Source organism: Amycolatopsis sp. NPDC114505 (genome assembly GCF_055633615.1).
Genome location: NZ_JBVKDV010000001.1, coordinates 303538 through 328178, shown reverse-complemented (window position 1 = coordinate 328178; position 24641 = coordinate 303538). Strand labels below are relative to the sequence as shown.

General features: G+C 70.9%; 23 protein-coding genes. 14 read left to right on the top strand and 9 right to left on the bottom strand.

The annotated features are described in order from the left end of the window. The first annotated feature begins 33 nt into the window (after window positions 1-33). The gene (locus ACZ7OU_RS01600) at window positions 34-666 is read left to right on the top strand and encodes a MerR family transcriptional regulator (RefSeq protein ID WP_470255861.1); all 633 of its coding nucleotides are present in this window, start codon (window positions 34-36) and stop codon (window positions 664-666) included. Here ACZ7OU_RS01600 and ACZ7OU_RS01595 read toward each other — a convergent pair. Beyond that, window positions 663-2390, bottom strand: a complete 1728-nt coding sequence (locus tag ACZ7OU_RS01595; protein ID WP_470255860.1) for a serine/threonine-protein kinase — start codon at window positions 2388-2390, stop codon at window positions 663-665. The genes ACZ7OU_RS01600 and ACZ7OU_RS01595 overlap by 4 nt on opposite strands. Window positions 2391-2512: 122 nt before the next feature. Here ACZ7OU_RS01595 and ACZ7OU_RS01590 point away from each other — a divergent pair, with 122 nt between their 5' ends. The 6 genes from ACZ7OU_RS01590 (at window position 2513) to ACZ7OU_RS01565 (ending at window position 10413) form a co-directional block, all read left to right on the top strand. Further along, the gene (locus tag ACZ7OU_RS01590; RefSeq protein WP_470253923.1) at window positions 2513-4348 is read left to right on the top strand and encodes a methylmalonyl-CoA mutase family protein; all 1836 of its coding nucleotides are present in this window, start codon (window positions 2513-2515) and stop codon (window positions 4346-4348) included. After that, window positions 4345-6513: a methylmalonyl-CoA mutase gene (gene scpA, locus ACZ7OU_RS01585; protein WP_470253922.1), complete on the top strand. Its 2169-nt coding sequence runs from the start codon at window positions 4345-4347 to the stop codon at window positions 6511-6513. Before ACZ7OU_RS01590 ends, scpA begins: the two co-directional genes overlap by 4 nt. Before the next feature lie 3 nt (window positions 6514-6516). Continuing rightward, window positions 6517-7512, top strand: a complete 996-nt coding sequence (gene meaB, locus ACZ7OU_RS01580) for a methylmalonyl Co-A mutase-associated GTPase MeaB (protein ID WP_470253921.1) — start codon at window positions 6517-6519, stop codon at window positions 7510-7512. Window positions 7513-7561: 49 nt separating this feature from the next. Further along, window positions 7562-7864 (top strand): hypothetical protein, encoded by a 303-nt coding sequence (locus ACZ7OU_RS01575; protein ID WP_470239325.1) that lies wholly within the window; start codon window positions 7562-7564, stop codon window positions 7862-7864. A gap of 197 nt (window positions 7865-8061) precedes the next feature. Continuing rightward, window positions 8062-9363, top strand: coding sequence for an amidohydrolase (locus ACZ7OU_RS01570; protein WP_470239324.1), 1302 nt, complete (start codon window positions 8062-8064; stop codon window positions 9361-9363). A gap of 216 nt (window positions 9364-9579) precedes the next feature. Beyond that, on the top strand, window positions 9580-10413 hold the full coding sequence (locus ACZ7OU_RS01565; RefSeq protein ID WP_470240743.1) for an endonuclease domain-containing protein: 834 nt from the start codon (window positions 9580-9582) through the stop codon (window positions 10411-10413). A 91-nt stretch (window positions 10414-10504) separates the two neighbouring features. Here ACZ7OU_RS01565 and ACZ7OU_RS01560 read toward each other — a convergent pair whose 3' ends face one another. Beyond that, the gene (locus ACZ7OU_RS01560; RefSeq protein ID WP_470239323.1) at window positions 10505-10957 is read right to left on the bottom strand and encodes a gamma-glutamylcyclotransferase; all 453 of its coding nucleotides are present in this window, start codon (window positions 10955-10957) and stop codon (window positions 10505-10507) included. A 127-nt stretch (window positions 10958-11084) separates the two neighbouring features. Between ACZ7OU_RS01560 and ACZ7OU_RS01555 the strand changes: the two genes are divergently transcribed. The 6 genes from ACZ7OU_RS01555 (at window position 11085) to ACZ7OU_RS01530 (ending at window position 16299) form a co-directional block, all read left to right on the top strand. Continuing rightward, a complete protein-coding gene (locus ACZ7OU_RS01555) occupies window positions 11085-12485 on the top strand; it encodes an NAD(P)H-quinone dehydrogenase (RefSeq protein ID WP_470253920.1) in 1401 nt (466 codons plus the stop codon). 72 nt (window positions 12486-12557) lie between these two features. Beyond that, complete coding sequence (locus ACZ7OU_RS01550) at window positions 12558-13019, top strand: hypothetical protein (protein WP_470253919.1); 462 nt, start codon at window positions 12558-12560, stop codon at window positions 13017-13019. Between the two features lie 187 nt (window positions 13020-13206). Next, window positions 13207-13758 carry a hypothetical protein gene (locus ACZ7OU_RS01545; RefSeq protein WP_470253918.1) on the top strand — a complete coding sequence of 184 codons (552 nt, stop codon included), beginning with the start codon at window positions 13207-13209 and terminating at the stop codon, window positions 13756-13758. Window positions 13759-13825: 67 nt separating this feature from the next. Next, window positions 13826-14476 (top strand): class F sortase, encoded by a 651-nt coding sequence (locus ACZ7OU_RS01540; RefSeq protein ID WP_470253917.1) that lies wholly within the window; start codon window positions 13826-13828, stop codon window positions 14474-14476. An 82-nt stretch (window positions 14477-14558) separates the two neighbouring features. Further along, window positions 14559-15362: a VOC family protein gene (locus ACZ7OU_RS01535; protein ID WP_470253916.1), complete on the top strand. Its 804-nt coding sequence runs from the start codon at window positions 14559-14561 to the stop codon at window positions 15360-15362. A gap of 133 nt (window positions 15363-15495) precedes the next feature. Next, window positions 15496-16299 (top strand): VOC family protein, encoded by an 804-nt coding sequence (locus ACZ7OU_RS01530; protein WP_470253915.1) that lies wholly within the window; start codon window positions 15496-15498, stop codon window positions 16297-16299. A gap of 64 nt (window positions 16300-16363) precedes the next feature. Here the strand turns inward: ACZ7OU_RS01530 and glpK are convergent, their stop codons facing one another. Further along, window positions 16364-17878, bottom strand: a complete 1515-nt coding sequence (glpK, locus tag ACZ7OU_RS01525; protein ID WP_470253914.1) for a glycerol kinase GlpK — start codon at window positions 17876-17878, stop codon at window positions 16364-16366. Between the two features lie 30 nt (window positions 17879-17908). Continuing rightward, window positions 17909-18658 (bottom strand): MIP/aquaporin family protein, encoded by a 750-nt coding sequence (locus ACZ7OU_RS01520; protein ID WP_470239315.1) that lies wholly within the window; start codon window positions 18656-18658, stop codon window positions 17909-17911. A 268-nt stretch (window positions 18659-18926) separates the two neighbouring features. Here ACZ7OU_RS01520 and ACZ7OU_RS01515 point away from each other — a divergent pair, with 268 nt between their 5' ends. Beyond that, entirely contained in the window at window positions 18927-20660 is a 1734-nt protein-coding gene (locus ACZ7OU_RS01515; protein WP_470253913.1) for a glycerol-3-phosphate dehydrogenase/oxidase, read from the top strand. Window positions 20661-20787: 127 nt separating this feature from the next. On the opposite strand, the gene ACZ7OU_RS01510 is transcribed toward ACZ7OU_RS01515, so the two are convergent. The 5 genes from ACZ7OU_RS01510 to ACZ7OU_RS01490 form a co-directional block, all read right to left on the bottom strand. Continuing rightward, window positions 20788-21318, bottom strand: coding sequence for a GNAT family N-acetyltransferase (locus tag ACZ7OU_RS01510; protein ID WP_470239313.1), 531 nt, complete (start codon window positions 21316-21318; stop codon window positions 20788-20790). A gap of 82 nt (window positions 21319-21400) precedes the next feature. Next, window positions 21401-22423, bottom strand: coding sequence for a hypothetical protein (locus ACZ7OU_RS01505; RefSeq protein ID WP_470253912.1), 1023 nt, complete (start codon window positions 22421-22423; stop codon window positions 21401-21403). Window positions 22424-22500: 77 nt separating this feature from the next. After that, a complete protein-coding gene (locus tag ACZ7OU_RS01500; RefSeq protein ID WP_470255859.1) occupies window positions 22501-23655 on the bottom strand; it encodes a sensor histidine kinase in 1155 nt (384 codons plus the stop codon). 22 nt (window positions 23656-23677) lie between these two features. Then, on the bottom strand, window positions 23678-24067 hold the full coding sequence (locus tag ACZ7OU_RS01495; RefSeq protein ID WP_360469333.1) for a DUF1707 SHOCT-like domain-containing protein: 390 nt from the start codon (window positions 24065-24067) through the stop codon (window positions 23678-23680). A 6-nt stretch (window positions 24068-24073) separates the two neighbouring features. Further along, on the bottom strand, window positions 24074-24619 hold the full coding sequence (locus tag ACZ7OU_RS01490; protein WP_470253911.1) for a DUF1707 SHOCT-like domain-containing protein: 546 nt from the start codon (window positions 24617-24619) through the stop codon (window positions 24074-24076). Between the last annotated feature and the right edge of the window lie 22 nt (window positions 24620-24641).

The following is a 24641-nucleotide window of genomic DNA, read 5'->3' as shown; positions in this document are numbered from 1 at the left end:
CGGAACCCGACCCTGGGATCGGAGCGGACGCGGATGCGGATGGCCGAGCTGAGCGCGGGGTCGGGAGTGCCGGTCGCGACCATCAAGTACTACCTGCGCGAAGGACTGCTGCCGCCCGGCGAGCGCACGAGCCCCAACCAGGCCCGGTATTCGGCGGACCACGTCCAGCGGCTCCGCCTGGTCAAGGCGCTCACCGAGGTCGGCGGCCTCCCGCTGGCGTCGGTCGGCGCGGTCCTCGCGGCGATCGACGGCGACGCGACCCCGCACGAGACGATGGGCGTCGTCCAGCAGGAGCTGGCCGGCCCGCCGCCCAAGGTGTCCGACGAGGCCGCCGAGTGGGCGTCGGAGCTGCTCCGGGACCTGGCGCTGCGCTACGGCTGGAAGTGGCACCCGAAGGAGAACCGGGCGGTCGAGAACCTGATCGCCGCGCTGGCCACGGCGAAGGAACTCGGGCACGAGAAGCTCGCGGACCGCTTGGACGAGTACTTCGCGCTGGCGCTGCGCGTCGCCGAGCTGGACGTCGAGGTCGTGACGGGCCTGACGTCGTTCGACAAGATCATCGAGGCCGGGCTGGTCGCGACGGTGCTGGGCGACCGGATCTTCACCGGCCTGCGCCACCTCGCGCAGGAGCAGGTGTCGCGCGACGTCCTCGGCCGGGCGCCCTAGTTCGAGACCTGCAGCGTGGGCGCGACGCGCTCGAAGACGTCGGTCCGGCCCGCGGTCTCCTGCTCGACCGGCACGGTCACCGACAGGAGCCACAGGCTGGTGCCCGCCTGGACCAGCTTCATGAACGTGACGCGGGTGCCCCCGGGGCCGTCGTTCTGGGGCAGCGTGCCGCCTTCGCCCAAGCGGTAGCCCAGCGTCGCGCTCTTGCCGTCCGCCGCCGCCGACAACGTCTCGGAGAACTCGAACGCGTCCTCGGGGTAGGACTCCTGCAGCCAGGAGACGTAGTCCTCGTAGCCGTCGGACTGGTCGAAGTACTTCGCGAGCCGCTCGAGGCGCAGTGACCGGCGCCCGTCCGGCGAGACGTACTGGACGACCAGGCTCAGCCCGAACTTGGAGTTGTGGGTGGTGACGAACTTCTGCCAGCCCTCGGGCACGCTGAGGCTGTACTGCCCGCCGTCGCCGGTCACGACGCTGCCGTTGCCGGACTGCTCCACCAGCGTCGGCGGTGGCACCCGGGTGGGCCCGTTCGGTGTTCCCGCCGGTTCGGCCGCCGGGGGCAGCAGCGGCTGCCCGCCGACCGTCCTGGCCAGGGCGAACCCGCCGCCCGCGGCCAGCAGGAAGAGCAGGATCGCCACGGCGACGAGCACGGCGCTCGCCCGGGCGGTGCGCCGGCCGACCGGCCGCGGTGGCAAGACGAACACGGTCGCCGGCTCCGGCGAAGGGGCCGCCGACGGCGCCGGCGGCCGCAGGAACGGCAGCGGGCCCGGGTCGGTGGCGAGCTCGCTGCTCGACCCCTCGGACTTCTTCGCCGCCTTGTCGGGCAGGACGGTCTTGATCACCTGCGTGTCGGTCGCGTCCGGCTGCGCGGACGTCTTCTTGCCGTCCGGCGTGCGGAACAGGTCCGGCCCGAACAGGTCGAGCGGCGTCTTCGTCTGCAGCGGGTACAGCCGGTACCGGACCTCCCGCAGCGTGATCCGATCGCCGGGCTCCTTCTTCATCAGCGCGGAGATGACGTCGGCGAGCGGCCCGGCCTTCGGCTTGGGCACCTTGCCGTTGACGACCTTGCCGACGGTCTCCAGCGGGTCGCCGTCGGCGTCGTACGGCGGCGCGCCCTCGACCGCGGCGAACAGCGTCGCGCCGAGGCCCCACAGATCGGCGGCGGGGATGACCGCGCCGCCGGAGGCGACCTCCGGCGCGATGTAGGCGGGGGAGCCGAGCATGATCCCGGTGCGGGTCATGGTCGCTTCGGAGACGTTGCGCGCGATGCCGAAGTCGGTGAGCTTGATCCGGCCGTCGCTGGCGACCAGGACGTTGCCCGGCTTGACGTCGCGGTGGGTGATCCCGGCGGCGTGCGCGGCCTCCAGCGCGGACGCGACGGCGATGCCGACCGCGGCGGCCTGCTCGACGGTCAGCGGCCCGTGGTCGCGCAGGATGTGCGCCAGGCTGCGCGACGGCAGCAGCTCCATCACCACGAACGGCTGGTCGTCCTCGCGGGCGACGTCGTGCAGGATGATCACGTTCGGGTGCGACAGGACGGCGATCGCGCGGGCTTCGCGCAGCGTGCGTTCCCGCAGCTCGTCGGCCTGCGAAGACGGGATGCCCGGCGGCACCTTCATCTCCTTGACGGCCACCTGGCGGTGCAGGAACTCGTCGTAGGCCGACCAGACGGTGCCCATCGACCCCGAGCCCAGCACCGAGCGCAGCCGGTAGCGACCGGCGACCAGTCGGGTCTCTTCGCTGGGGGGCACGGCCCAATTGTGTCGTACCCGATTCCGGCCCCTATCCACCCCCAGGGGCGACCAGACTCACAGAGCGGACGCGGCCGGTGCCTCTACCATCACTGGGTATGACTGAAGTGGCCGGTCCGGAGTCAGTGCCGATCTCCGAACTCGACCTCGCGGCCGAGTTTCCGCAGGCGACGCGCGAGCAGTGGCAGGAGCTCGTCGCCGGCGTTTTGCGCAAGAGCGGCAGGCTCCCCGAGGACTTCACGGGCGCCCCGGAGAGCAAACTCGTCACACGGACCTACGACGGCATCGAGATCCAGCCGCTGTACACGGCCGAGGACGTCCCCGCCGAAACCGGGTTCCCGGGGCTGCCGCCGTTCGTGCGCGGTGCCCGCCCGGACGGCCGGATCGGCACGGGCTGGGACGTCCGGGCCCGCTTCACCGGCGACGACGCCCGCGAGGTCAACCGCGCGATCCTCGCCGACCTCGAAGGCGGCGTGACGTCGATCTGGCTGTCCGTCCCGCCCGCGTCGCTGGCCGACGCGCTCAACGAGGTCTACGTCGACCTGGCGCCGGTGGTCCTGGACGCCGGTGCTGCCTACGAAGCGGCTGCTTCGGAGCTGCTGGCGCTGTTCGACGAGCGGGCGATCCCGGCGAGCGAAGCCACCGCGGTGCTGGGCGCCGACCCGATCGGGCTCGCTGCGCGCAGCGGCTCCGCTGTCGAGCTGGAACCGGCCGCCGCGCTCGCCGCGCGTGTCGCCGGGAAGTACCCGAAGGTGCGCACGATCGTCGCCGACGGCCTGCCGTTCCACGAGGCGGGCGGGTCGGACGCGCAGGAGCTGGGCGCGCTGGTCGCCGCCGGCGTCACCTACCTGCGTTCGCTGACGGAAGCGGGCCTCGACGCCGAAGCCGCGGCCGGGCAGCTCGAGTTCCGGATCGCCGCGACCGCCGACCAGTTCTCCACCATCGCGAAGCTGCGCGCGGCACGGCGCCTCTGGGCCCGTGTCGCCGAGGTGTGCGGGTTCTCCTCGCCGATGCGCCAGCACGCCGTGACGTCGCCGTCGATGCTGACCCGGCGTGATCCCTGGGTGAACATGCTGCGCACGACGGTCGCCTGCTTCGCCGCGGGCGTCGGCGGTGCGGACGCGGTCACCGTGCTGCCGTTCGACGCCGCGATCGGCCGTCCGGACGCGTTCTCCGCGCGGATCGCCCGCAACACCCACGCCGTCCTGCTGGAGGAGTCCAGGCTGGCCGGCGTGGCCGACCCGGCGGGCGGCTCCTGGTACGTCGAGAAGCTGACCGACGACCTCGCGCACGCGGCCTGGGCCGAGTTCACCGCCATCGAGGGCGCGGGCGGCCTGGTGGCCGAGCTCGCGTCCGGCGCGCTGGCCGGACGTCTCGCGGAGACGTGGGAGAAGCGGTCCCAGCGGATCGCCACCCGGCGCGACCCGCTGACCGGCGTCAGCGAGTTCCCGAACCTGGCCGAGAAGCCGGTGGTCCGGACGCCGGTGGAGTCCACTGTGGAAGGTGGGTTGCCGCGGCACCGGTACGCCGAAGGCTTCGAAGCCCTTCGCGACGCGTCGGACGCGTACCTCGCTTCTCACGGTTCGCGGCCGAGGGTCTTCCTGGCCACGCTCGGCCCGGTCGCCGCGCACACCGCGCGTGCCGGCTTCGCCGCCAACCTGTTCCAGGCGGGCGGGATCGAGGTCGTCAACCCGGGCGCGACGGACGACCTGCCGGGCGCGTTCGCGGAATCCGGCGCGAAGATCGCCTGCCTCTGCGGCACCGACAAGGCCTACGCCGCCGAGGCGGCCGACGTCGCCGCCTCCCTCGGAGCCGAATACGTTCTCCTGGCCGGAAAGGGCGAGTTCGACGGCGTCGACGGGAACGTCTTCGCCGGATGTGACGCCCTGGAAGTCCTGACCGGCCTGCACGCCAAGCTGGGAGTAGCGCTGTGACCATCCCGAACTTCGCCGGCGTCGACCTCGGCACGCCATCCCCTGGCGACCGCGACGCCTGGGTCAAGGCCCTGCACGAAGCCACCGGCAAGGGCCCGGACGCCCTGGCCTGGGAGACGCCCGAGGGCATCGGCGTCAAGCCGGTCTACACCGCGGCCGATCTGTCCGATGTGGACTTCCTGGGCACGTACCCCGGCGTCGCGCCCTTCCTGCGCGGGCCGTACCCGACGATGTACGTCAACCAGCCGTGGACCATCCGCCAGTACGCCGGGTTCTCCACCGCCGAGGAGTCCAACGCCTTCTACCGGCGCAACCTCGCGGCCGGCCAGAAGGGGCTTTCGGTCGCCTTCGACCTGGCCACCCACCGCGGCTACGACTCCGACCACCCGCGCGTGTCCGGCGACGTCGGCATGGCGGGTGTCGCGATCGACTCGATCTACGACATGCGGCAGCTCTTCGACGGCATCCCGCTCGACAAGATGTCGGTGTCGATGACGATGAACGGCGCGGTGCTGCCGGTGCTGGCGCTCTACGTCGTCGCGGCCGAGGAGCAGGGGGTGAAGCCGGAGCAGCTCGCGGGGACCATCCAGAACGACATCCTCAAGGAGTTCATGGTCCGCAACACCTACATCTACCCGCCGCAGCCGTCGATGCGGATCATCTCCGACATCTTCTCCTACACTTCGCAGCACATGCCGAAGTACAACTCGATCTCCATCTCCGGCTACCACATGCAGGAAGCCGGCGCGACGGCCGACCTGGAGCTGGCGTACACCCTCGCCGACGGCGTCGAGTACCTCCGTTCCGGCGTCGACGCCGGGCTGGGCGTCGACAAGTTCGCGCCGCGGCTGTCGTTCTTCTGGGCGATCGGCATGAACTTCTTCATGGAGGTCGCGAAGCTGCGCGCGGCGCGTCTCCTGTGGGCGAAGCTGGTCAAAGGCTTCGACCCGAAGTCTTCGAAGTCGCTCTCGCTGCGGACGCACTCGCAGACGTCGGGCTGGTCGCTGACCGCGCAGGACGTCTACAACAACGTCGTGCGCACGTGCGTCGAGGCGATGGCCGCGACCCAGGGGCACACGCAGTCGCTGCACACCAACGCCCTCGACGAGGCCCTCGCGCTGCCGACGGACTTCTCCGCGCGGATCGCCCGCAACACGCAGCTGCTGCTGCAGCAGGAATCCGGCACCACGCGCGTGATCGACCCGTGGGGCGGCAGTGCCTTCGTCGAGAAGCTGACCTACGACCTCGCGCGCAAGGCGTGGGGCCACATCAGCGAGGTCGAGCAGGCCGGCGGCATGGCCAAGGCGATCGACGCGGGCATCCCGAAGCTGCGCATCGAGGAGGCCGCCGCGCGCACCCAGGCGCGGATCGACTCCGGGCGGCAGCCCGTGATCGGCGTGAACAAGTACCAGGTCACCGGCGACGAAGACATCGAAGTGCTCAAAGTGGACAACGCCGGCGTCCGGACGCAGCAGCTCGAGAAGCTGCGGCGGCTGCGCGACGAGCGTGACCCGCAGGCGACCGAGGACGCGCTGCGGCGGCTCACCGAGGGCGCCGGCAACGGCGGCAACCTGCTGGAGCTGGCGATCGGCGCGGCCCGGGCGAAGGCCACGGTCGGCGAGATCTCCGACGCTCTGGAGAAGCTCTGGGGCCGGCACTCCGGGCAGATCCGGACGATTTCCGGCGTTTACCGCGAAGAGGTGGGTAAGTCGCAGAACGTCGAGAAGGCCCGTTCGCTGGTCGAAGAGTTCGCCGCGGAGGAAGGCCGCCGTCCGCGCATCCTGGTCGCGAAGATGGGCCAGGACGGCCACGACCGCGGCCAGAAGGTGATCGCCACCGGCTTCGCCGACATCGGCTTCGACGTCGACGTCGGCCCGCTGTTCTCCACCCCGGCCGAGGTCGCGCGGCAGGCGATCGAGGCGGACGTGCACGTCGTCGGGGTGTCCTCATTGGCCGCCGGGCACCTTTCGCTGGTGCCCGCGCTGCGCCACGAGCTCGCCGAGCTGGGCCGCGAGGACATCATGGTCGTCGTCGGCGGTGTCATCCCGCCGGGCGACTACGCGGCGCTGCGCGAGGCCGGCGCGGCGGCGATCTTCGGCCCCGGCACGGTGCTCGCGGACGCCGCCATCGACCTGATCGGCCAGCTGACGGCGCAGGAGTCCTGACCCTTGCCGCGCAAGATCGACGTCACCGCCTACGCCAAGGGCGTGCTGGCGGGGGATCGCGGGACGCTGTCGAAGGCGATCACGCTGGTCGAGTCGCAGCGGGAGGACCACCGGGCACAGGCGCAGGAGCTGCTGGTCGAGCTGCTGCCGTCGTCCGGTGGAGCCCGGCGGATCGGCATCACGGGCGTGCCCGGTGTCGGCAAGTCGACATTCATCGACCAGCTGGGCACCGACCTGACGTCGGCCGGGCACCGCGTCGCCGTGCTGGCCGTCGACCCGTCGTCGACGCGCACCGGCGGGTCGATCCTCGGCGACAAGACCCGGATGGCGCGCCTGGCGGTCGACGAACGGGCGTTCATCCGCCCGTCGCCGACGTCCGGCACGCTGGGCGGCGTCGCGCGGGCGACGCGCGAGACGATCGTGCTGATGGAAGCCGCCGGCTACGACACCGTGCTGGTGGAGACCGTCGGGGTCGGACAGTCCGAAGTGACCGTCGCGAACATGGTCGACTGCTTCCTGTTCCTGACTCTCGCGCGCACGGGTGACCAGCTCCAGGGCATCAAGAAGGGCGTGCTGGAGCTCGCCGACGTCATCGCCGTCAACAAGGCGGACGGCGACCACGAGCGAGACGCCCGTCGCGCCGCGCGAGAGCTGTCGGGCGCGCTTCGGATGATCTACGGGCCCGAAGCGTCGTGGACGCCGCCCGTGCTGACCTGCAGCGGCCTCCACAACCTGCGGCTCGACGAGGTCTGGGGCGCGATCGAGCAGCACCGCGAGACGCTCACGGCGTCCGGCGAGCTCGACGCGCGCCGTCGCCGGCAGCAGGTCGACTGGACGTGGGCGATGGTGCGCGAACAGCTGCTGAGTCGCCTGGCGGCACATCCGGACGTGCGAACGGTCGTTCCCGACGTCGAACGGGCGGTGCGGGACGGTGAGCTGACGGCTACCCTCGGTGCTCAGCGGATCCTCGACGCGTTCGGTCCACCGCGTGGGGGCTGACGCACCGGGCGTTCCGCGGGAGAATGCCTGGTCGTGGCGAAGGGATGACATGGCGAAACTGCGGGGTCTGGTCCTGGCCGGAGTGCTGGGCGCGGTGCTGTTCGGCACGTCGCCGGCGTCCGCCGAACCGGTGCGTCCGGCTGCCGTCTCGGTGACGGTCGCGCACGCGTCCGCCGCGCTGGTCCCGGTGCAGACCCAGCCGCCCGGCCCGGTCCTCGACCCGGCCCAGACGGACAAGGCGAACACCGAAAAGACCAAGAACAAGCTGATCGCGGGCGTGGTCGCGGTGGCGCTGCTCGGCATCGTGATCTGGGGCAGGCGGATTCGGTCGAAGAAGGCCAAGAGCTCTTGAGGCGTTCGGCTTAGCCGAACTACTGCACACCGTTCAACGCAGATCCGGTACCGGCCATCTAGGACGGCGGTTTTCGAGGCGCGCGTTGCCGCCTGCATGGTGCACGATCGTCTGCAAATGCGTACGACAGATCGATCGGCACGTTGCGTGACCCCAGCCGCTGCCCGGGTTACCCGTGTTGCGGGAGGAGGTGCGGCGTGACGGTGCTCGACTCACGACCGGACGTTCCAGGCGACCCCCACGGGCGCATCATCAACCCCATGGAGGGGTCCGAAGCGCTGATTTCCGAAGTCGGCGTAAGCATGGCTCCCGTGGAGGACCTTGGTGCGGGCCGTGGCCCGTTCTGGCTCGATGACTGGCTGCGCGCCAACGCGACCGACGTGCTCGCCTGGCGCCGGCACATCCACGCGCACCCGGAGCTGTCGCGGCACGAGTTCGCGACCACGGAACTGGTCGTCACCTTGCTGCGCTCCGTCGGCCTCAAGCCGTGGGTGCTGCCCGGCGGCACCGGCGTCGTCTGCGACATCGGCAGCGGCGAGCGGTGCGTGGCGCTGCGCGCGGACATGGACGCCCTGCCGCTCACCGAAGCGACCGGGCTGCCCTACGCGTCGACCGTCGAGGGCGCGGCCCACATGTGCGGCCACGACGCCCACACGGCGATCCTGCTCGGCGCGGCCCGCGCCCTGGCCGGCGCGCCGGAGCTGCCCGGCCGCGTCCGGCTGATCTTCCAGGCCGCCGAGGAGGTCATGCCCGGCGGCGCGCTGGACATGATCGCGGCGGGCGCGCTGGAGGGCGTCGAGCGGATCTACGGCCTGCACGTGGACCCGCGGCTCGAGGTGGGCCTGGTCGGGATGCGCGTCGGCGCGCTGACGTCGGCGGCGGACCTGATCGAGCTGCGGCTGACGTCGCCGGGCGGGCACACGTCCCGCCCCCACCTGACGGCCGACCTGGTCCACGCGCTGGGCACGGTGATCACGGGCCTGCCGGCGCTGCTTTCCCGCCGCGTCGACCCGCGCTCGGGAACGGTCCTGGTCTGGGGCGCGGTCCACGCGGGCCAGGCGGCCAACGCGGTCCCGCAGGACGGCGTCCTGCGCGGCACACTCCGCACGGCCGACCACGAGGTCTGGACGACGCTGGAGCCGCTGGTGGCGTCATCGGTGGAGTCCCTCCTGGCGCCTTTGGGCGTCGGATTCTCCCTGGACTACCGCCGCGGCGTCCCGCCGGTGGTGTCCGACGCGGACTCGACGGCCCTGATGCGCGCCGGCGTCGAAGCGGCCCTGGGCGAAGGCGCGGTGGCGTCGACAGAGCAGTCTTCAGGCGGCGAAGACTTCGGCTGGTACCTGGAGCACGTCCAGGGAGCATTCGCCCGCCTGGGCGTCTGGCCAGGCCCCCCGGAACCCCAGTCCGACATCCACCGCCCCACGTTCATCCTCGACGAGCGAGCCCTGCTCTGCGGAGTCCGAACCCTGGTCCACACAGCCCTAACCACCCTCGCCTAACCGTGTCGTCCATCCACGTACGCGTGTCGTCCGCCTAGGTACGCGTGTCGTCCGTCCGTGGACGAAGTTGTCCCCAGAGTTATCCACAAGCAGGCAGTTATCCACAGCTGTGGAATCAGGCCCTTCCGAAGATCGCGGAAGGGCCTGATTCTTGATCTTGTGACGGAGTGGGGAGGACGGCACGGTGCGGCTTCGCGTCGCTACGCCGTCGAGAAAATGGGGCAGCGCGCTGTGCGCGAGGCGTTGGCGAGTGGGTTGCTCGCGCAACCTTGGCGCGGGGTCGTCGTGCGTGCTCGTGATGCGCTCAACTTGAGGACGAGAGCGGAGGCGGCTCTGCTTGTCGTGGGCGAGCCTGCCGTCCTGTCCGGGCAGACATCCCTTGCTCTGCATGGGATCTCGGCCGCGGAGGAGTCGAGTATCCATCTGATGGTGCCCTACGAACGCCGGATCAAGTCGAAGCCCGGACTCGTTGTCCATCAGGGGTGCTACCGGCCGACCGATGTGATCGAACTCGATGGGCTGGCCACCCTGCCGATCGATCTCGCGATGGCCGAGTTTCTCTGTGACGGCGACCGCAGGACCGCTTTCGCCGCGCTCGACGAGAGCCTTCGAGGGCTGCCGCCGGACCACTGCCGGAAGCTCCGCGAGAACATCCGAGATCGTCTCGACGACCGTCGGGACCGACGAGGTATCCACAGGGCGCTGACGCTGCTCGACCTCGCCACCGGCAAGGCCGAGTCACCTCCGGAGAGCATCCTCAGGCTGGTCGTGGTCGAGGCCGGGTTCCCCGTGCCGGAACCGCAGTACGAGGTCACGAGCTCCGACGGCCGGCTGCTCTACCGGCTCGACATGGCGTGGCCGTCGCGACGCGTCGCGTTGGAGTACGACGGGTACGCGGCACACGAAGACCGGAGCGACTACGACGCCGAGCGAGATCGTCGAATGGCCGCACGTGGGTGGGTCACGATCCGGGCCGTCGCGGAGGACCTCCGTGATCCGAGCCGGCTGGTGAAGGACCTCGGCGAGGCATTCCGCCTTCGTTGCGCGTAGGTCACCGTGCCCGACTGGACGACATGCGTACCTAGACGGACGACACGCGTACTCAGTTGGACGACACGCCTGCCTGGATGGACGACACGGGTTAGCCGGTGATGCCGGAGCAGGGGCGGGTTCGGAGGTCGCCGACGTAGTCGGCCGGAGCACCGGCGGCCTCGGCCGCATCGGCCAGCACCCCCAGGTAACGCGCGGACGGTAACCCGCCTTCGTACGCGTCCAGGACGTAGAGCCAGGCCAGCACCGAGCCGTCCATCGTTTGGACGCGGAGCCGGATCTTCGAGTGGATCCCCAGCTCGCCGCCTTCCCAGCGGTCCAGGCCCGTCTCGTCCAGCGGCGTCACGTCGTACAACACGACGAAGACCCGGGAAGCCGGGTCCTCGACGATCGTGGCCAGGGCACCTTCCCAGCCGAGGTCCTCGCCGCCGAAGGTCAGGCGCCACCCCTCCAGCCAGCCGGAGCCGGCCATCGGAGAGTGCGGCGCGCGCTCCAGCATCTGGGCGGGCTCCATGTTCGATCCGTACGCGGCATACAACGGCACGCCGACAGCGTAGCGACCCCGCGCTGACCCGAGTGGACGCACTCGCCGTGTTCGCCCACTTCAGTGTCCGGTCACCTTCGCCGCGTACGGTGAGTGCACCGCAAGCTCAGCCCAGAGGAGGACCCAGGTGACCAGGATCGTGATCATGGGCGGGGGCCCGGCCGGCTACGAAGCCGCGCTGGTCGCAGCCCAGCACGGGGCCGACGTCACGATCGTCGAGAAGGACGGCCTGGGCGGCGCCTGCGTGCTCTACGACTGCGTCCCGTCGAAGACCTTCATCGCGAGCTCCGGTGCGCTGGCGAAGATGCACGACCTCAGCGAGCTCGGCATCAACACCGACATGGCCGACACGAGCATCGACCTCCCGACCGTCCACGGCCGGGTGAAGGGCCTCGCGCTCGCCCAGTCCGCCGACATCCGCGCCCGCGTCCAGCGCGAAGGCGTCCGCGTCATCGTCGGCGAAGCCCGCTTCTGCGACGAAGAGCCCGGCCTCGCGACCCACAAGGTCGCCGTCACGACGTCCGAGGGCACCGAGAAGCTGCCCGCCGACGTCGTCCTCATCGCCACCGGCGCCACCCCGCGCGTCCTGCCCGGCGCCGTGCCCGACGGCGAGCGCATCCTCGACTGGCGCCAGCTCTACGAGCTCGAGGAGCTGCCCGAGCACCTCGCCGTGATCGGCTCCGGCGTCACCGGCGCCGAGTTCGCGTCCGCCTACACCGAGATGGGCGTCAAGGTCACCGTCGTCTCCAGCCGTGACCGCGTCCTCCCGCACGAGGACGCCGACGCCGCCGCGGTGCTCGAAGAGGTCTTCTCGCAGCGCGGCACGACCGTCGCGAAGCAGGCACGCGCCGACCGCGTCGAGCGCACCGAAAAGGGCGTCGAGATCTTCCTCGCCGACGGCCGCGTGATCGAAGCCAGCCACGCGCTGATGACCGTCGGCTCGGTCCCGAACACCAAGGAACTCGGCCTCGACAAGGTCGGCATCTCACCCGGCCCCGGCGGGTTCATCACCGTCGACCGCGTCTCACGCACCTCCGTTCCCGGGATCTACGCCGCCGGCGACTGCACCGGCGTGCTCATGCTGGCCTCGGTGGCGAGCATGCAGGGCCGCATCGCGATGTGGCACGCGCTGGGCGAGGGCGTCGCGCCGATCAAGCTCAAGACCGTCGCCGCCAACGTGTTCACCCACCCGGAGATCGCCACCGTCGGCATCAGCCAGCACGCGATCGACTCCGGCGAGGTGCCCGCGCGCACCATCATGCTGCCCCTGGCCACCAACGCGCGCGCGAAGATGGAGGGCCTCCGCCGAGGCTTCGTGAAGCTGTTCTGCCGCCCCGCCACCGGCGTGGTCGTCGGTGGAGTCGTCGTGGCGCCGCAGGCGAGCGAGCTCATCCTTCCCATCGCGCTCGCCGTCCAGAACCAGCTCACAGTGGACCACCTGGCACTGACATTTTCGGTGTACCCGTCGCTGTCGGGCTCGATCACCGAGGCCGGGCGCCAGTTGATGCGTCACGACGATCTCGACTGATCCGGTAGGCAACCCGTCGCGCCCCGTCGCGTCTTGTCGGTTGTAAGGCTGAAGGACGCGAAGGGTGCGAAGGTGCGCAAGACGGTGGTTTTGGTTGTGGCAGCGTTGATCGGGGCGACGACGCTGGCGGGTCCGGCGCAGGCGCAGCAGCAGAGTCCCAGTCCGACGCCGAGCGCCGCGCCGGCGAAGGGCAGCGTCCAGCTCAACGTCAACACCGCGATCAACCAGACGCTCGTGGACAAGTACGTCCGCGACGCGCCGAACGTCGCGCTGGCGAAGTGCGAAGGCGCTTCGCCGACGTTCGCCTCGCCGGTGCTGACCTTCTCCAACTACACCCCGGGCCCGTTCATGGGCGCCGACGCGAACATCAGCGCCGACGTCGCGCTCAAGCCCGGCACCCAGGCGGGGACCTACCCGCTGACCGTGACCTGCGCCGGCCAGACCTACAGCACGCAGTTCTCGGTGCCCGCGCCGCAGGTTTCCAAGGTGCCTTCCGGCGCCGCGAAAGCGGGCGACGGCAGCATGGCCGGCTGAATTCCCGGATACACCGAACCGCCCCGGAGTCACGCTCCGGGGCGGTTTTTTCATGACCACGGGCGCAACCTCTCGCAGGTGGAGACGTCTTGAGTACATAAGCAAGCGGACAAAGCCGAGGCAGGGGGAACTGCGACCGGCGTCCGTGGAATCGCTTTTACTGATTCATTCCACAGGGGAGTAAAGAATGAAGAACACCGCTGTCGTCGCGGGCATCGCCGCGGCTTTCCTCGTCCTCGCACCGGGTGCGGCGCTCGCGAGCACGACGCCGGCCACTGACACCCCGTCCGAGCACTTGGGCGTGCCGAAGGCCTACGTCCGCGTGACGCCGAAGCTAGCCCGGCCGGGCGCGAAGGTGGAGATCCGCGTCGGTTGTGACGCCGAGAGCACGCAGGACCTGACCTCGCCGGTGCTCACCATCGGTTCGCTGCGGCGCACCGGCCCGCAGCACGACCCGGCGACGGCTCCGGTTGGGGTCGCGTCCGCGGTCGTGAAGCAGGTGAAGCCGGGCGTGTACCCGGTGTCGTTCTCCTGCGGCGGTGCGGAGATCAGCACGAAGTTCACCGTTCTGGGTGAAACGAAGCAGGTCACCAAGGTGCCGGCGGGCACGCCGCAGACCGGTGGCACGGACGGCCCGGCCGACGACTCCGGCACCCCGCTCGCGGCTGCGGCTGCCATGGGCGTGCTCGCGGTCGGCGGCAGCGGTCTCGTGCTGGCCAAGCGGTCCCGGCGCCGCTGATCCCGCGAGGGGCGCGGGGTAGCGTCGGGGCGACCCGGACGGGTGAACCCGCGGGAAGGGGGAGCACGTGACCACGAGGCCCACCGGCCGGCGGCGTTACCTGATCGCGCTGATCGTGGCGTTGCTGGCCGCCTTGGTGGTGCTGGCGCTGACCCTCGGCGGCGATCCCGAGCCGTCGACCGCGCAACCGCCGCCCGCGCGTCCGGTCGCGGTGAAGCCGGTGCCCGCGGCCGGTGAGCGGGCCGACGCCGTCGCCGCGCTACCGAAGTCCGAGCCGGTCTCGATCGACATCCCGAAGATCGGCGCGCACTCGTCGCTGGTCCCGCTGGGCGTCAACGCGGACGACACGATCCAGGTGCCGCCGGTGACCACGCCGCTGCAGGCGGGCTGGTACACCTACGCGCCGACGCCGGGCGAGGTCGGCCCGGCCGTCGTCCTCGGGCACGTCGACGGCAACCACCAGAAGGGCATCTTCTACCGGCTCAAGGAGCTGGCCGCCGGTGACCGCGTCTCGATCGCGCGCAAGGACGGGACGACGGCGCTCTTCGAGGTGACGAAGGTGCACCAGGTGCCGAAGCAGGACTTCGAAAAAGAAGGCGTGTACGACGACACGGCCGGCCCCGAGCTGCGGCTGATCACCTGCGGCGGCGTCTTCGACCGGAGCGCGCACAACTACGTCGACAACATCGTCGTGTACGCCCGCCTGGTCCAGGCCTGATTTCCGGTTTTTGTCGGACCCCCCTGCTTCACTGTTTCGGTCGTCACATGAGACGACGCCGACGAGGGGGTGGGGAGCCGAGATGCTGTTCCGCGACGAGCCGTGGCCCGACGGGACACCGAGCTGGGTGGACCTGATGGCGCCAGACCAGCCGAAGGCGATCGCCTTCTACAGCCGTCTGTTCGGCTGGCGCGTGCGGCCGGGCGCGGAGGAGACCGGCTCCTACGGCGTGGCGACGCTGCGGGACCGGCCGGTCGCCGGGATCGGCCAAGCTCCACCCGGGCAGGAGATGCCCGCGGTGTGGACGACCTATCTGTCGGTGTCCGATGCGGACAAGACGGCGGCGGCGATCACCGAAGCCGGTGGCCGGATCGTCGTGCCGGCGACGGACGTGCCGGGGGAGGGCCGGATGGCCGTCGCGGCCGACCCGGGCGGCGCGGCGTTCGGGCTTTGGGAGCCCCGTGGCCACCTGGGCACGCAGGTCATGGCCGGACCGGGCGCACTGGCCTGGAACGAGTGCGTGACCCGGGACTACCCGGCCGTTGAGGCGTTCTACGAGCGGGTCTTCGGCTACGGCTTCGAAGACGAGACCACCGGCGGCTCGACGTACAAGGCGCTGCTGGCGGACGGGCGGCCCGTCGGCGGGATCGGCGTGCTGCCCGACGGCGTCGTGGCCGAGGTGCCGGCGAGCTGGCGGGTGTACTTCTGGGTGGCGGACGCCGACGCGAGCGCGGCCCAGGCGGTCGAGCTCGGCGGCCGGATCGTGGGCGAGCCGGTCGACTCGCCGGAGGGCAGGCACGTGCAGCTCGCCGACGACCAGGGCGTGCCGTTCTTCGTCATCGCCCCGACAGTGCGGTCCGGCAAGCCGCGGGGCTGGGACGGCTGACCGCGTTCACCGACCGTCCCCGATCGGGCCGGTTCCGTGGTGGGGAGTCCTTCGGCACTGGTTTTGTCGGTGCCCGGTGCAAGACTGTGTCGGCCGTCACCCGAGACGGTGCGGACGAGGGTTGGGAGTCGACATGTTGTTCCGGGACGAGCCATGGCCTGACGGCACGCCCAGCTGGGTGGACCTGATGGTGCCCGACCAGGCGAAAGCGGTGGCCTTCTACAGCGGCCTGTTCGGCTGGGACGTGCGGGCGGGCGGTGAGGAGACCGGCTTCTACGGCATGGCGGAGCTGCGCGGCCGCCCGGTCGCCGGGATCGGCCAGACGCCGCCGGGTCAGGACATGCCGCCGGTCTGGACGACGTACCTGTCGGTGTCCGACGTGGACAAGACGGCCACGACGATCACCGAGGCCGGCGGGCAGATCGTCGTGCCGGTGATGGAAGTGCTGAAGGAAGGCCGGATGGCGGTGGTGGCCGACCCGGCGGGCGCGGTGTTCGGGCTGTGGGAGCCGGGGAACCACCTGGGCACGCAGGCCACGGCGGCACCGGGCACGTTGGCGTGGAACGAGTGCATGAGCCGCGACTACCCGGCGGCGAAGGCGTTCTACGAGCAGGTGTTCGGGTACGGGTTCCAGGACCTGTCGGGTGACGACTTCACGTACGCGGTCCTGCTGATCGACGGCCGCCCGGTCGGCGGGCTCGGTGCCCTGCCCGATTCGGTGCCGGCGGAGGTGCCCTCGAACTGGTCGGCGTACTTCTCGGTGGCGGACGCGGACGCGAGCGCGGCCAAGGTGACGGAGCTGGGCGGCCAGGTGCTGAGCCAGCCGTTCGACTCACCGTACGGGCGCCAGGTGCGGGTCACGGACGACCAGGGGGTGCCGTTCTTGGTCGTCGCGCCCAACGAGCAGTCCGGGAAACCGGAGGGCTGGGAGGACTGAGCAGGCTTGCGGGCCGAGGGCGGCCGTGGGCCGGAGGCGGCTCGGCGCCCCCGGCCCGGACCGGTCAGTCCTCGTCGGCGACCCAGTCGAAGGTCTTCGTCACGGCCTTCTTCCAGTTGCGGAACTCGCGGTCGCGGCGGGCGTCGTCCATCGCCGGCTCCCACTGCTTGTCCTGGGCCCAGTTCGTGCGGATGTCGTCCTCGGACTTCCAGAACCCGACCGCCAGGCCGGCGGCGTACGCGGCACCGAGCGCCGTCGTCTCGTTGACCACCGGGCGGATCACCGGCACGCCGAGGATGTCGGCCTGGAACTGCATCAGCAGCTCGTTGACGACCATCCCGCCGTCCACCTTGAGGGAGGTGAGCGAAACACCCGAGTCGGCGTTCATCGCCTCGAGCACCTCGCGCGTCTGGAAGGCGGTCGCCTCCAGCACCGCGCGAGCGAGGTGTCCCTTGTTGACGAACCGGGTGAGCCCGACGATCGCCCCGCGGGCGTCGGACCGCCAGTAAGGAGCGAACAGGCCCGAGAACGCCGGGACGAAGTACGCGCCGCCGTTGTCCTCGACGCTGCGCGCGTGCTCTTCGATCTCGGCCGCGGTCCCGATCATGCCGAGGTTGTCGCGCAGCCACTGCACCAGCGAACCGGTCACCGCGATGGAGCCCTCCAGCGCGTAGACCGTGTCGTTCGAGCCGATCTTGTAGCAGACCGTGGTGAGCAGCCCGTTCTGCGACATCACCTTCTCGGTACCGGTGTTGAGCAGCATGAAGTTGCCGGTGCCGTAGGTGTTCTTGGCCTCGCCGGGCGAAAGGCAGGCCTGGCCGAACGTCGCGGCCTGCTGGTCGCCCAGGATGCCCGAGATCGGCACGCCGGCCAGCGCGCCCTTCTCGCGGACCTTGCCGTACTCCTCGGACGAGGAGCGGATCTCCGGCAGCATGGACAGGGGGATCGTCATCTCGGCGGCGATCCCGGCGTCCCACTGCAGGGTGTCGAGGTCCATCAGCATGGTGCGCGACGCGTTGGTCGGGTCGGTGACGTGCACGCCGCCGTCGGCCCCGCCGGTCATGTTCCACAGCACCCAGGTGTCCATGTTGCCGAAGATCAGGTCACCGGCTTCGGCCTTCTCACGCGCGCCTTCGACGTTGTCGAGGATCCACTTGATCTTCGGCCCCGAGAAGTACGTCGCGAGCGGTAGGCCGACCTTCTCGCGGTAGCGCTCCTGGCCGCCGCCGAGGTTGCCGAGCTCGGTGACGATCTTGTCGGTGCGGGTGTCCTGCCAGACGATCGCGTTGTACACCGGCTTGCCGGTCGTCTTGTCCCAGACCAGCGCGGTCTCCCGCTGGTTGGTGATGCCGACGGCGACGATGTCGTTCGCGGTCAGGTCGGCCTTGGCGAGCGCGCCCGCGGCGACCCGGCGGGTGTTCTCCCAGATCTCCTCGGCGTTGTGCTCGACCCAGCCGGCCTTCGGGAAGATCTGCTCGTGCTCGCGCTGGTCGACCGAGACCACGCGGCCTTCGTGGTTGAAGATCATGCACCGGGTCGACGTGGTGCCCTGGTCGATCGCGGCTACGTACGAAGTCATCTGTGCTCCAGGAATCCGGTAGGTGGGCGATCAGGTCAGGTTGTGCACGACGAGGTACAGCAGGGCGGCGAGGGCGCCACCGGCGAGCGGGCCGACGACCGGGATCCATGAGTAGCCCCAGTTGGCGTTGGCCTTGTTCTTGATCGGCAGCAGGAACGCGTACGCGATGCGGGGGCCGAGGTCGCGGGCCGGGTTGATGGCGTAGCCCGTCGGCCCGCCGAGCGAAGTACCGATCACGAGGACCACGAACGAGACGCCCGCGTAGCCGAGTGCGGAGTTGCCGAAGTTCGGGGTGCCGCCGTCGCCGACGGAGACCACCGGGCTGAGCAGGATCCAGGCCACCAGGACGAAGGTGCCGATGACCTCGGTGACGAGGTTCCACGCGGTGTTCGGGATCTGCGGCGCGGTGGAGAAGATCCCGAGCGTGTTCTCGGGCTCGGGGTGGTCGTCGAACTGGAGCTTGTAGGTCGCCCAGCAGAGCACGGCGCCGATGATCGCGCCGGCCATCTGGCCGATGAAGTAGAACGGGACGTCGGCCCAGGGGGTCTTGTCCGCGATGGCGAGGCCCAGCGTCACCGCCGGGTTGAGGTGGGCGCCGCTGGGTGCGGCGATGCTGGCGCCGGTGAAGACGGCGAACGCCCAGCCGAAGTTGATGAACAGAAATCCGGCGTTGTGACCGTTGTTCTTGCGGAGCACGTGGTTCGCGACCACACCGTTGCCGAGCAGAATCAGCGCGGCCGTTCCCAGAAGTTCCCAGACGATTATTGCCCCAGCACTCACCGCTGCACCTCCACACTGGACACTCTGCGCAGGGTCGATCACGGCGTGCCACGGCACCGTTGCCGACCCACGTCCGCGCGACGTTACCGGGGCGTAGAAGCGGATTCCAAGCTCCGGCCAGCCGAATCTTTTCAAGATCCGGCCGAACGCAGGTGGAAGCACAGCAAGATCGCGGAGGGTTACGCCACAAGTGTCATCCGTGGACGGGCGGAGGATCACCAGGTCGTGCGATGCTGGAACCCTCGCCGGCACCGAGGAGGAATGTCACGTGGCGCAGCACGCAGCGGAGACGAACCCGGCTCGACTGGGCCCGGTCAAGCGCGAAGAGACCTGGCAGCGGCTCGGCAACGAGACCTTCGACCTCGTCGTCATCGGCGGCGGCGTGGTCGGCGCGGGAACGGCGCTGGACGCCGCGACGCGCGGGCTGCGGGTCGCGCTCGTCGAAGCCCGCGACCTCGCTTCGGGGACGTCGAGCCGGTCGAGCAAGCTCTTCCACGGCGGCCTGCGCTACCTGGAACAGCTCGAGTTCGGCCTGGTCCGGGAAGCGCTTCGCGAACGTGAGCTGATGCTGACGACCATCGCGCCGCACCTGGTCAAGCCGGTCAGCTTCCTCTACCCGCTGACGCGCCGCGTGTGGGAACGGCCGTACACCGCCGCCGGCCTGCTGATGTACGACACGATGGGCGGCGCCAAGAGCGTCCCCGGCCAGAAGCACCTGACCCGCGCGGGCGCGCTGCGGATGGTGCCGGCGCTCAAGCGGTCCGCGCTGATCGGCGGGATCCGCTACTACGACGCGCAGTCCGACGACGCCCGCCACACGATGACGGTGGCGCGGACGGCGGCGCACTACGGCGCGGTCGTGCGGACGTCGACCCAGGTCGTCGGGTTCCTGCGCGAGGCCGACCGGGTGTCCGGCGTGCGCGTGCGCGACGTCGAGGACGGCCGCGAGACGGAGATCTCGGCGGCCGCGGTGATCAACTGCACCGGCGTCTGGACCGACGAGCTGCAACGGCTGTCCGGTGGTCGCGGGCGGTTCCGCGTGCGCGCCAGCAAGGGCGTGCACATCGTCGTGCCGCGCGACCGGATCGTCTCGGAGTCGGGGATGATCCTGCGCACCGAGAAGTCCGTGCTGTTCGTGATCCCTTGGCGCAACCACTGGATCGTCGGGACGACGGACACGGACTGGAACCTGGACCTGGCCCACCCAGCGGCGACGAAGCACGACATCGACTACCTCCTCGAGCACGTCAACAGCGTCCTGGCGACGCCGCTGACGCACGAAGACATCGAAGGCGTGTACGCGGGCCTTCGGCCGTTGTTGGCGGGGGAGAGCGAAGAGACGTCGAAGCTTTCGCGCGAGCACGCGGTGGCGCGGGTGGCGCCGGGCCTGGTCGCGATCGCGGGCGGCAAGTACACGACGTACCGCGTGATGGCGGCGGACGCGGTCGACGCGGCGGCGGTGGACCTGCCCGGCCGGTCCCAGCCGTCGATCACGGACAAGGTGCCGCTGATCGGCGCGGACGGGTACCACGCGCTGGTCAACCAGGCCGACCACCTGGCCGCCGAGCACGGCCTGCACCCGTACCGGGTCCGTCACCTGCTGGATCGCTACGGCTCGCTGGTCAACGAGGTCCTGGCGTCGGCGAGCGGCCGCCCGGAGCTGCTGAAGCCGATCGAGCACGCACCGGATTACCTGGGCGTCGAGGTGGTGTACGCGGCTTCGCACGAGGGGGCGCTGCACCTGGAGGACGTCCTGGCCCGCCGAACGCGCATCTCGATCGAGTACGCCCACCGAGGGGTCGACTGCGCGGAGCAGGTGGCGACGCTGGTCGGCGAGGTCCTCGGCTGGTCACCCGAAACGGTGAAGCGCGAGATCGAGGTCTACAACGCCCGTGTGGAGGCAGAGCGCGAGTCCCAGTCCCAGCCGAGCGACGAAGCGGCGGACGCCCTGAGGTCGGCGGCCCCGGAGGCCCGCGCGGGCATCGTGGAGCCGGTGAGCTGAGGCGGTTGTCCCCAGCCCCCGCGGGTTGTGGACAACTGGCTCCGCCGAGGGCGTTCGGACCGAGTTTGTCCGGAGGCCCCGATAGACTGGCCAAGGGGACGCCCCCCAGGGAAGGGCGGGGCTGCCGTCAGGCCGTGCGGTGCCAGCGGATCAGGCGCTCGCCCGTGGGCGCCCGGTCCGGCTCCGGGCCCACCAACGTGAACCCGCAGCGCTCCGCCACGATCGCCGAGGCCGTGTTGCTCTCCTCGTACCGGTAACTCACCTCGGTCAGCCCCAACCCTCCGAAACCGAAACGCAAGGCCGCGTTCAACGCCGTTGTCGCGATTCCCTTGCCTCGCTCGGTCGGGTGGACCCAGATCGTCGCCTCCGCGTACTCCGCGGGCAGGTCCAGCTCGCGCAGGCCCACCTCGCCCAGCAGGCGGCCCGACGTCGGCTCCGCGATCGCCCAGGAACAGCGCTCGTCGCCCGCCCACTGGGCCGCTCGCAGCGCCACGTACTCCGTTGCCTCGTCGAGGGTGCGCAAGCGGTAGTTCAGCACGTACTTGCGGTGCGTCGGGTCGGCGAACGCCTCCATGAGCAGCGGCCGGTCGTCGATGTGCCGGTCGGCGCGCAGCTGGCGCAGGTAGTAGGTGCCCGCGTTGATCTCCACCGGTTCCACTCCGCCCAGCCTAGCCAGGCCGGGAGCACGCCGCCCCCGGCCCGGCGATCAAGGCCGGATCACCCCCGGTCCACCCCCGTGGTCACGGCGCCAGGCGCCAGATCACGGGCACCCCGCCCTCGTCCAGCGGGCCGTTCGACGCCCACCCGGCGAACGTCCCGTCGTCGCTGACGTGGCCGGGCTGGTACCCCGTGTACGTGCCCGGCTGCTTCAGCTCACCCGCCGGCGTGGTGCCCCGCCACGCGATCGGCTTGCCGCGGAACGACCCCGGAACCGGCGCCAGCCCGGCGGTCAAGCCGCGCGCGTTCACGTCGATGGCGTAGTCGCCGCCGGAGAGCGGCGTGGCCTGCTCCGGGGTCTTCCACCGCACCGCCTGTGACGCGTTGGCGTTGGACGCGAACCCGACGACGACCCCGTTGCGGATCGCCGAGCCGTGCGGGTTCGAGAAACCGTCGATGTCGGCCAGCGGCCGGCTCACGCCGTTCTTCCAGACGACGTCGCGCTCGACCCCGAAGAACAGGATCGCGCCGTCGTCGTCGATGTCGGTCACGTTGTCGGTGCCGGGCGGGAACGACAGGAGCGTCGGCGCCGTGGCGCCGGCGGGCCAGACGGCCGGCGTGTCCTTGGCCGGGTCGTCGCTGATCAGCAACGCCACCGCGTCACCCCGGCGGTTGACCGCGCGCACCTGGAAGTCCCGGAAGCCCGCCGGGTTCTCGCGCAGGTGGAAACCCGTGGCGTCGAGCACGAACGAGCGGTCGCTGCTCGTGTCGTAGTCGATCGCGTCGCCGTACACGCGACCCGAGCTGTCCTCCCCCGCGACCATCGCCCACTCGTAGCCCTCCGGCACCCCACGCAGCACCGGTTCGCCGTCCCGCCAGCTCACGACCTGGAGCTTGTCGTCGACGATGAACGAGCCCGTGTACTCGCCTTGGCCGTCCGAGGCGGTCAGATACCCGTGCCCCTGCGGGTTCGCCCCGGCCGGCAACGGCAGGAGCGTCGGCTTCCACGACAGCCGGATCGCCGCGGCGTCCGCCGGTGCCCCCAGCGCGGTGACGGCGATCGCCACGGTGGCGAGCACCCCCGCCCGCATCCACTTCTTGCCCATCATTTTCCCCTTTCCCCCGACCTGCGTGATCACCACGTCCGAGGTGGGCGACCGGTTGCCCGGCGAAAGGAGGAATCTCAGAGCGCCGGAACCTGGGCGCTCACGGCCGTGCCGCCGCCCGGCGCGCTCTCGATCGACAGCGTGCCCGCGACCCGCCGGACGCGCTGCCGCATCGCCTCCAGGCCGAACCCGGTGCCGTCGCCGCGGTCGCCGGGGCTGAAGCCGTCGCCGTCGTCGACGACGTCGAGCAGCACCAGATCGTCCGAATAGGACAGTGTCACGCCGATCAGGGACGCCTTCGCGTGCTTCTCCGCGTTCGCCAGTGCCTCCTGCGCGACGCGGTAGAGCGTCTCCTCCAGATCGGGCAGCAGGGGCCGGGTTTCCCCGGTCGTCTCCAGGCGAACGGCGACCCCGGACGTCTCGGAGACCCGCCGGGCCAGCCGGGAAAGCGCTTCCGGTAGCTGGGCCGCGGCCAGCGGTTCCGGCCGCAGCGCCTGCACGGCGCGACGCGCTTCGCCGAGACTCTCCCGGGCGAGCGCGCGAGCCTGCTCGACCCGCCGGTCGCGGTCCGGGCCATCCGCCGCCTGCAGCTGCGTGACGATCCCGGTCAGGCCCTGGGCGAGGGTGTCGTGGATTTCGCGGGCCATCCGCTGCCGTTCGTCGAGCACACCGGCTTCCCGCGCCTGGGTGACGAGCCGCGCGTGGAGGTCCGCGTTCTCTTCGAGCGCCGCTTCCAGCCGGACGTTCGCCTTCCGCCGCTGCTCGCTCTCCGCGCCGACGAACCACGCGGCGTACAGCAGCGGCCCGGCCATCGACAGCACCAGCACCCAGGTCGGGCTCCGCGAATCCGAGTTGGCGGCGAGCAGCGGCAGTGTCGCCGTCGCGGCCACCGCGAAGAACCCCCAGCGCGCCGGGAAGAGCACGAAGGCGAGCGGGTAGCCGAAGGACGCGAAACCCATGAACGTGTCGTCGTGCGCCACCAGCACGGTCGCGGCCGCGAGCACGCCCGCGTAGTAGCCGGCGGCGAGCCACGGGTGGGTCCGCCGGTGCGGGAACAGCGGGATCAGCAACGGCACCCACACCGCCACCGCGACGACGACGGCCAGCGTGACGCCCCGGATCCCGGGCCCCCAGAACACGCACGCGGCGAGCCCGGCCAGTCCGACGCCGGTGAAGATCGGCCCCGCCACTCGTTCGCCTCGGGCGTCCAGCGCGCCCGGCACCACGCCCATCACGCCGGTGATCCTCCCAGGCTCAGCGCCGTCGGCGGGCCCCGGCGATCATCGCGACCACCAGCGGCAGCGCCACCGAGATGATCAGCAGCCTGCCGCGGGACAGGATGAGCACCGCGACCGCGAGGACGATCGCGATCGGGACCGCGCCGCGGATCAGGAACTGCTGCAGCGCGCTGTCGCCGGACATCACCGGCACCGGCGGCGCGGAAGCCCCGTTGAGCAGCGCGCTCGGACGCGGCGACGGCAGGTCGTCGAACAGCGGCACGAGCTCGCTGACCCGCTTGGCCGCGGTGACCTTCGCCGAGCGCGTGCCGTATTCGTCGATGTCGAGCCGCCCGGATCGGACGTGCTCCTCGAGGACGTCCAGGGCGTCCTGGCGTTCGTCGTCGCTCAACCGCATGTCGCCCACGGTGGCTCAGCGGTCCAGGCCGCGCCGGTGGTCGCGGTAGGAGTCGCGCAGCTCACGGCGGCGGTCCCGGTCGCGCAGGTGCCGGTCACGGCGGTCGTGGTGCTGGTCGTGGTGGCCGGCGTGGCCCCACATCGACCGGCCGAAGATGCTCAGCCCGATCGGGACGAGGATCAGCGCCCCGTGCACGACCCCGGTGGCGATCAGCGCGATCACCGCGATCCAGACCAGCGGGACGAACGCGGCGACGAACCGCTGCGGGCCGCTCCAGCCGTCCGGCGTGCCCGGGTGCCGCGGTGCCGGTGCGGCCTCCTGGGCCGGCTCGGGCGCCGCCACGGCCTGCGGGGCGTCGTCGTACTTCGGGTGCGGCGCGGGGAGGTCCGCGAAGATCTCGACGAGCTCGCCGCGCGTCTTCGCCGCGGTGATCCGCGCCGAGCGCTCGCCGTATTCGTCGATGTCGATCCGCCCCGCGCTCATGTGCTCACCGAGCGCGGACAGCGCGGACTCGCGGTTCTGGTCGCTGATCCGCAGCTGCGGAGACGGGACTTCGGTCACGTAGTCGATGGTAGGCCGCCTC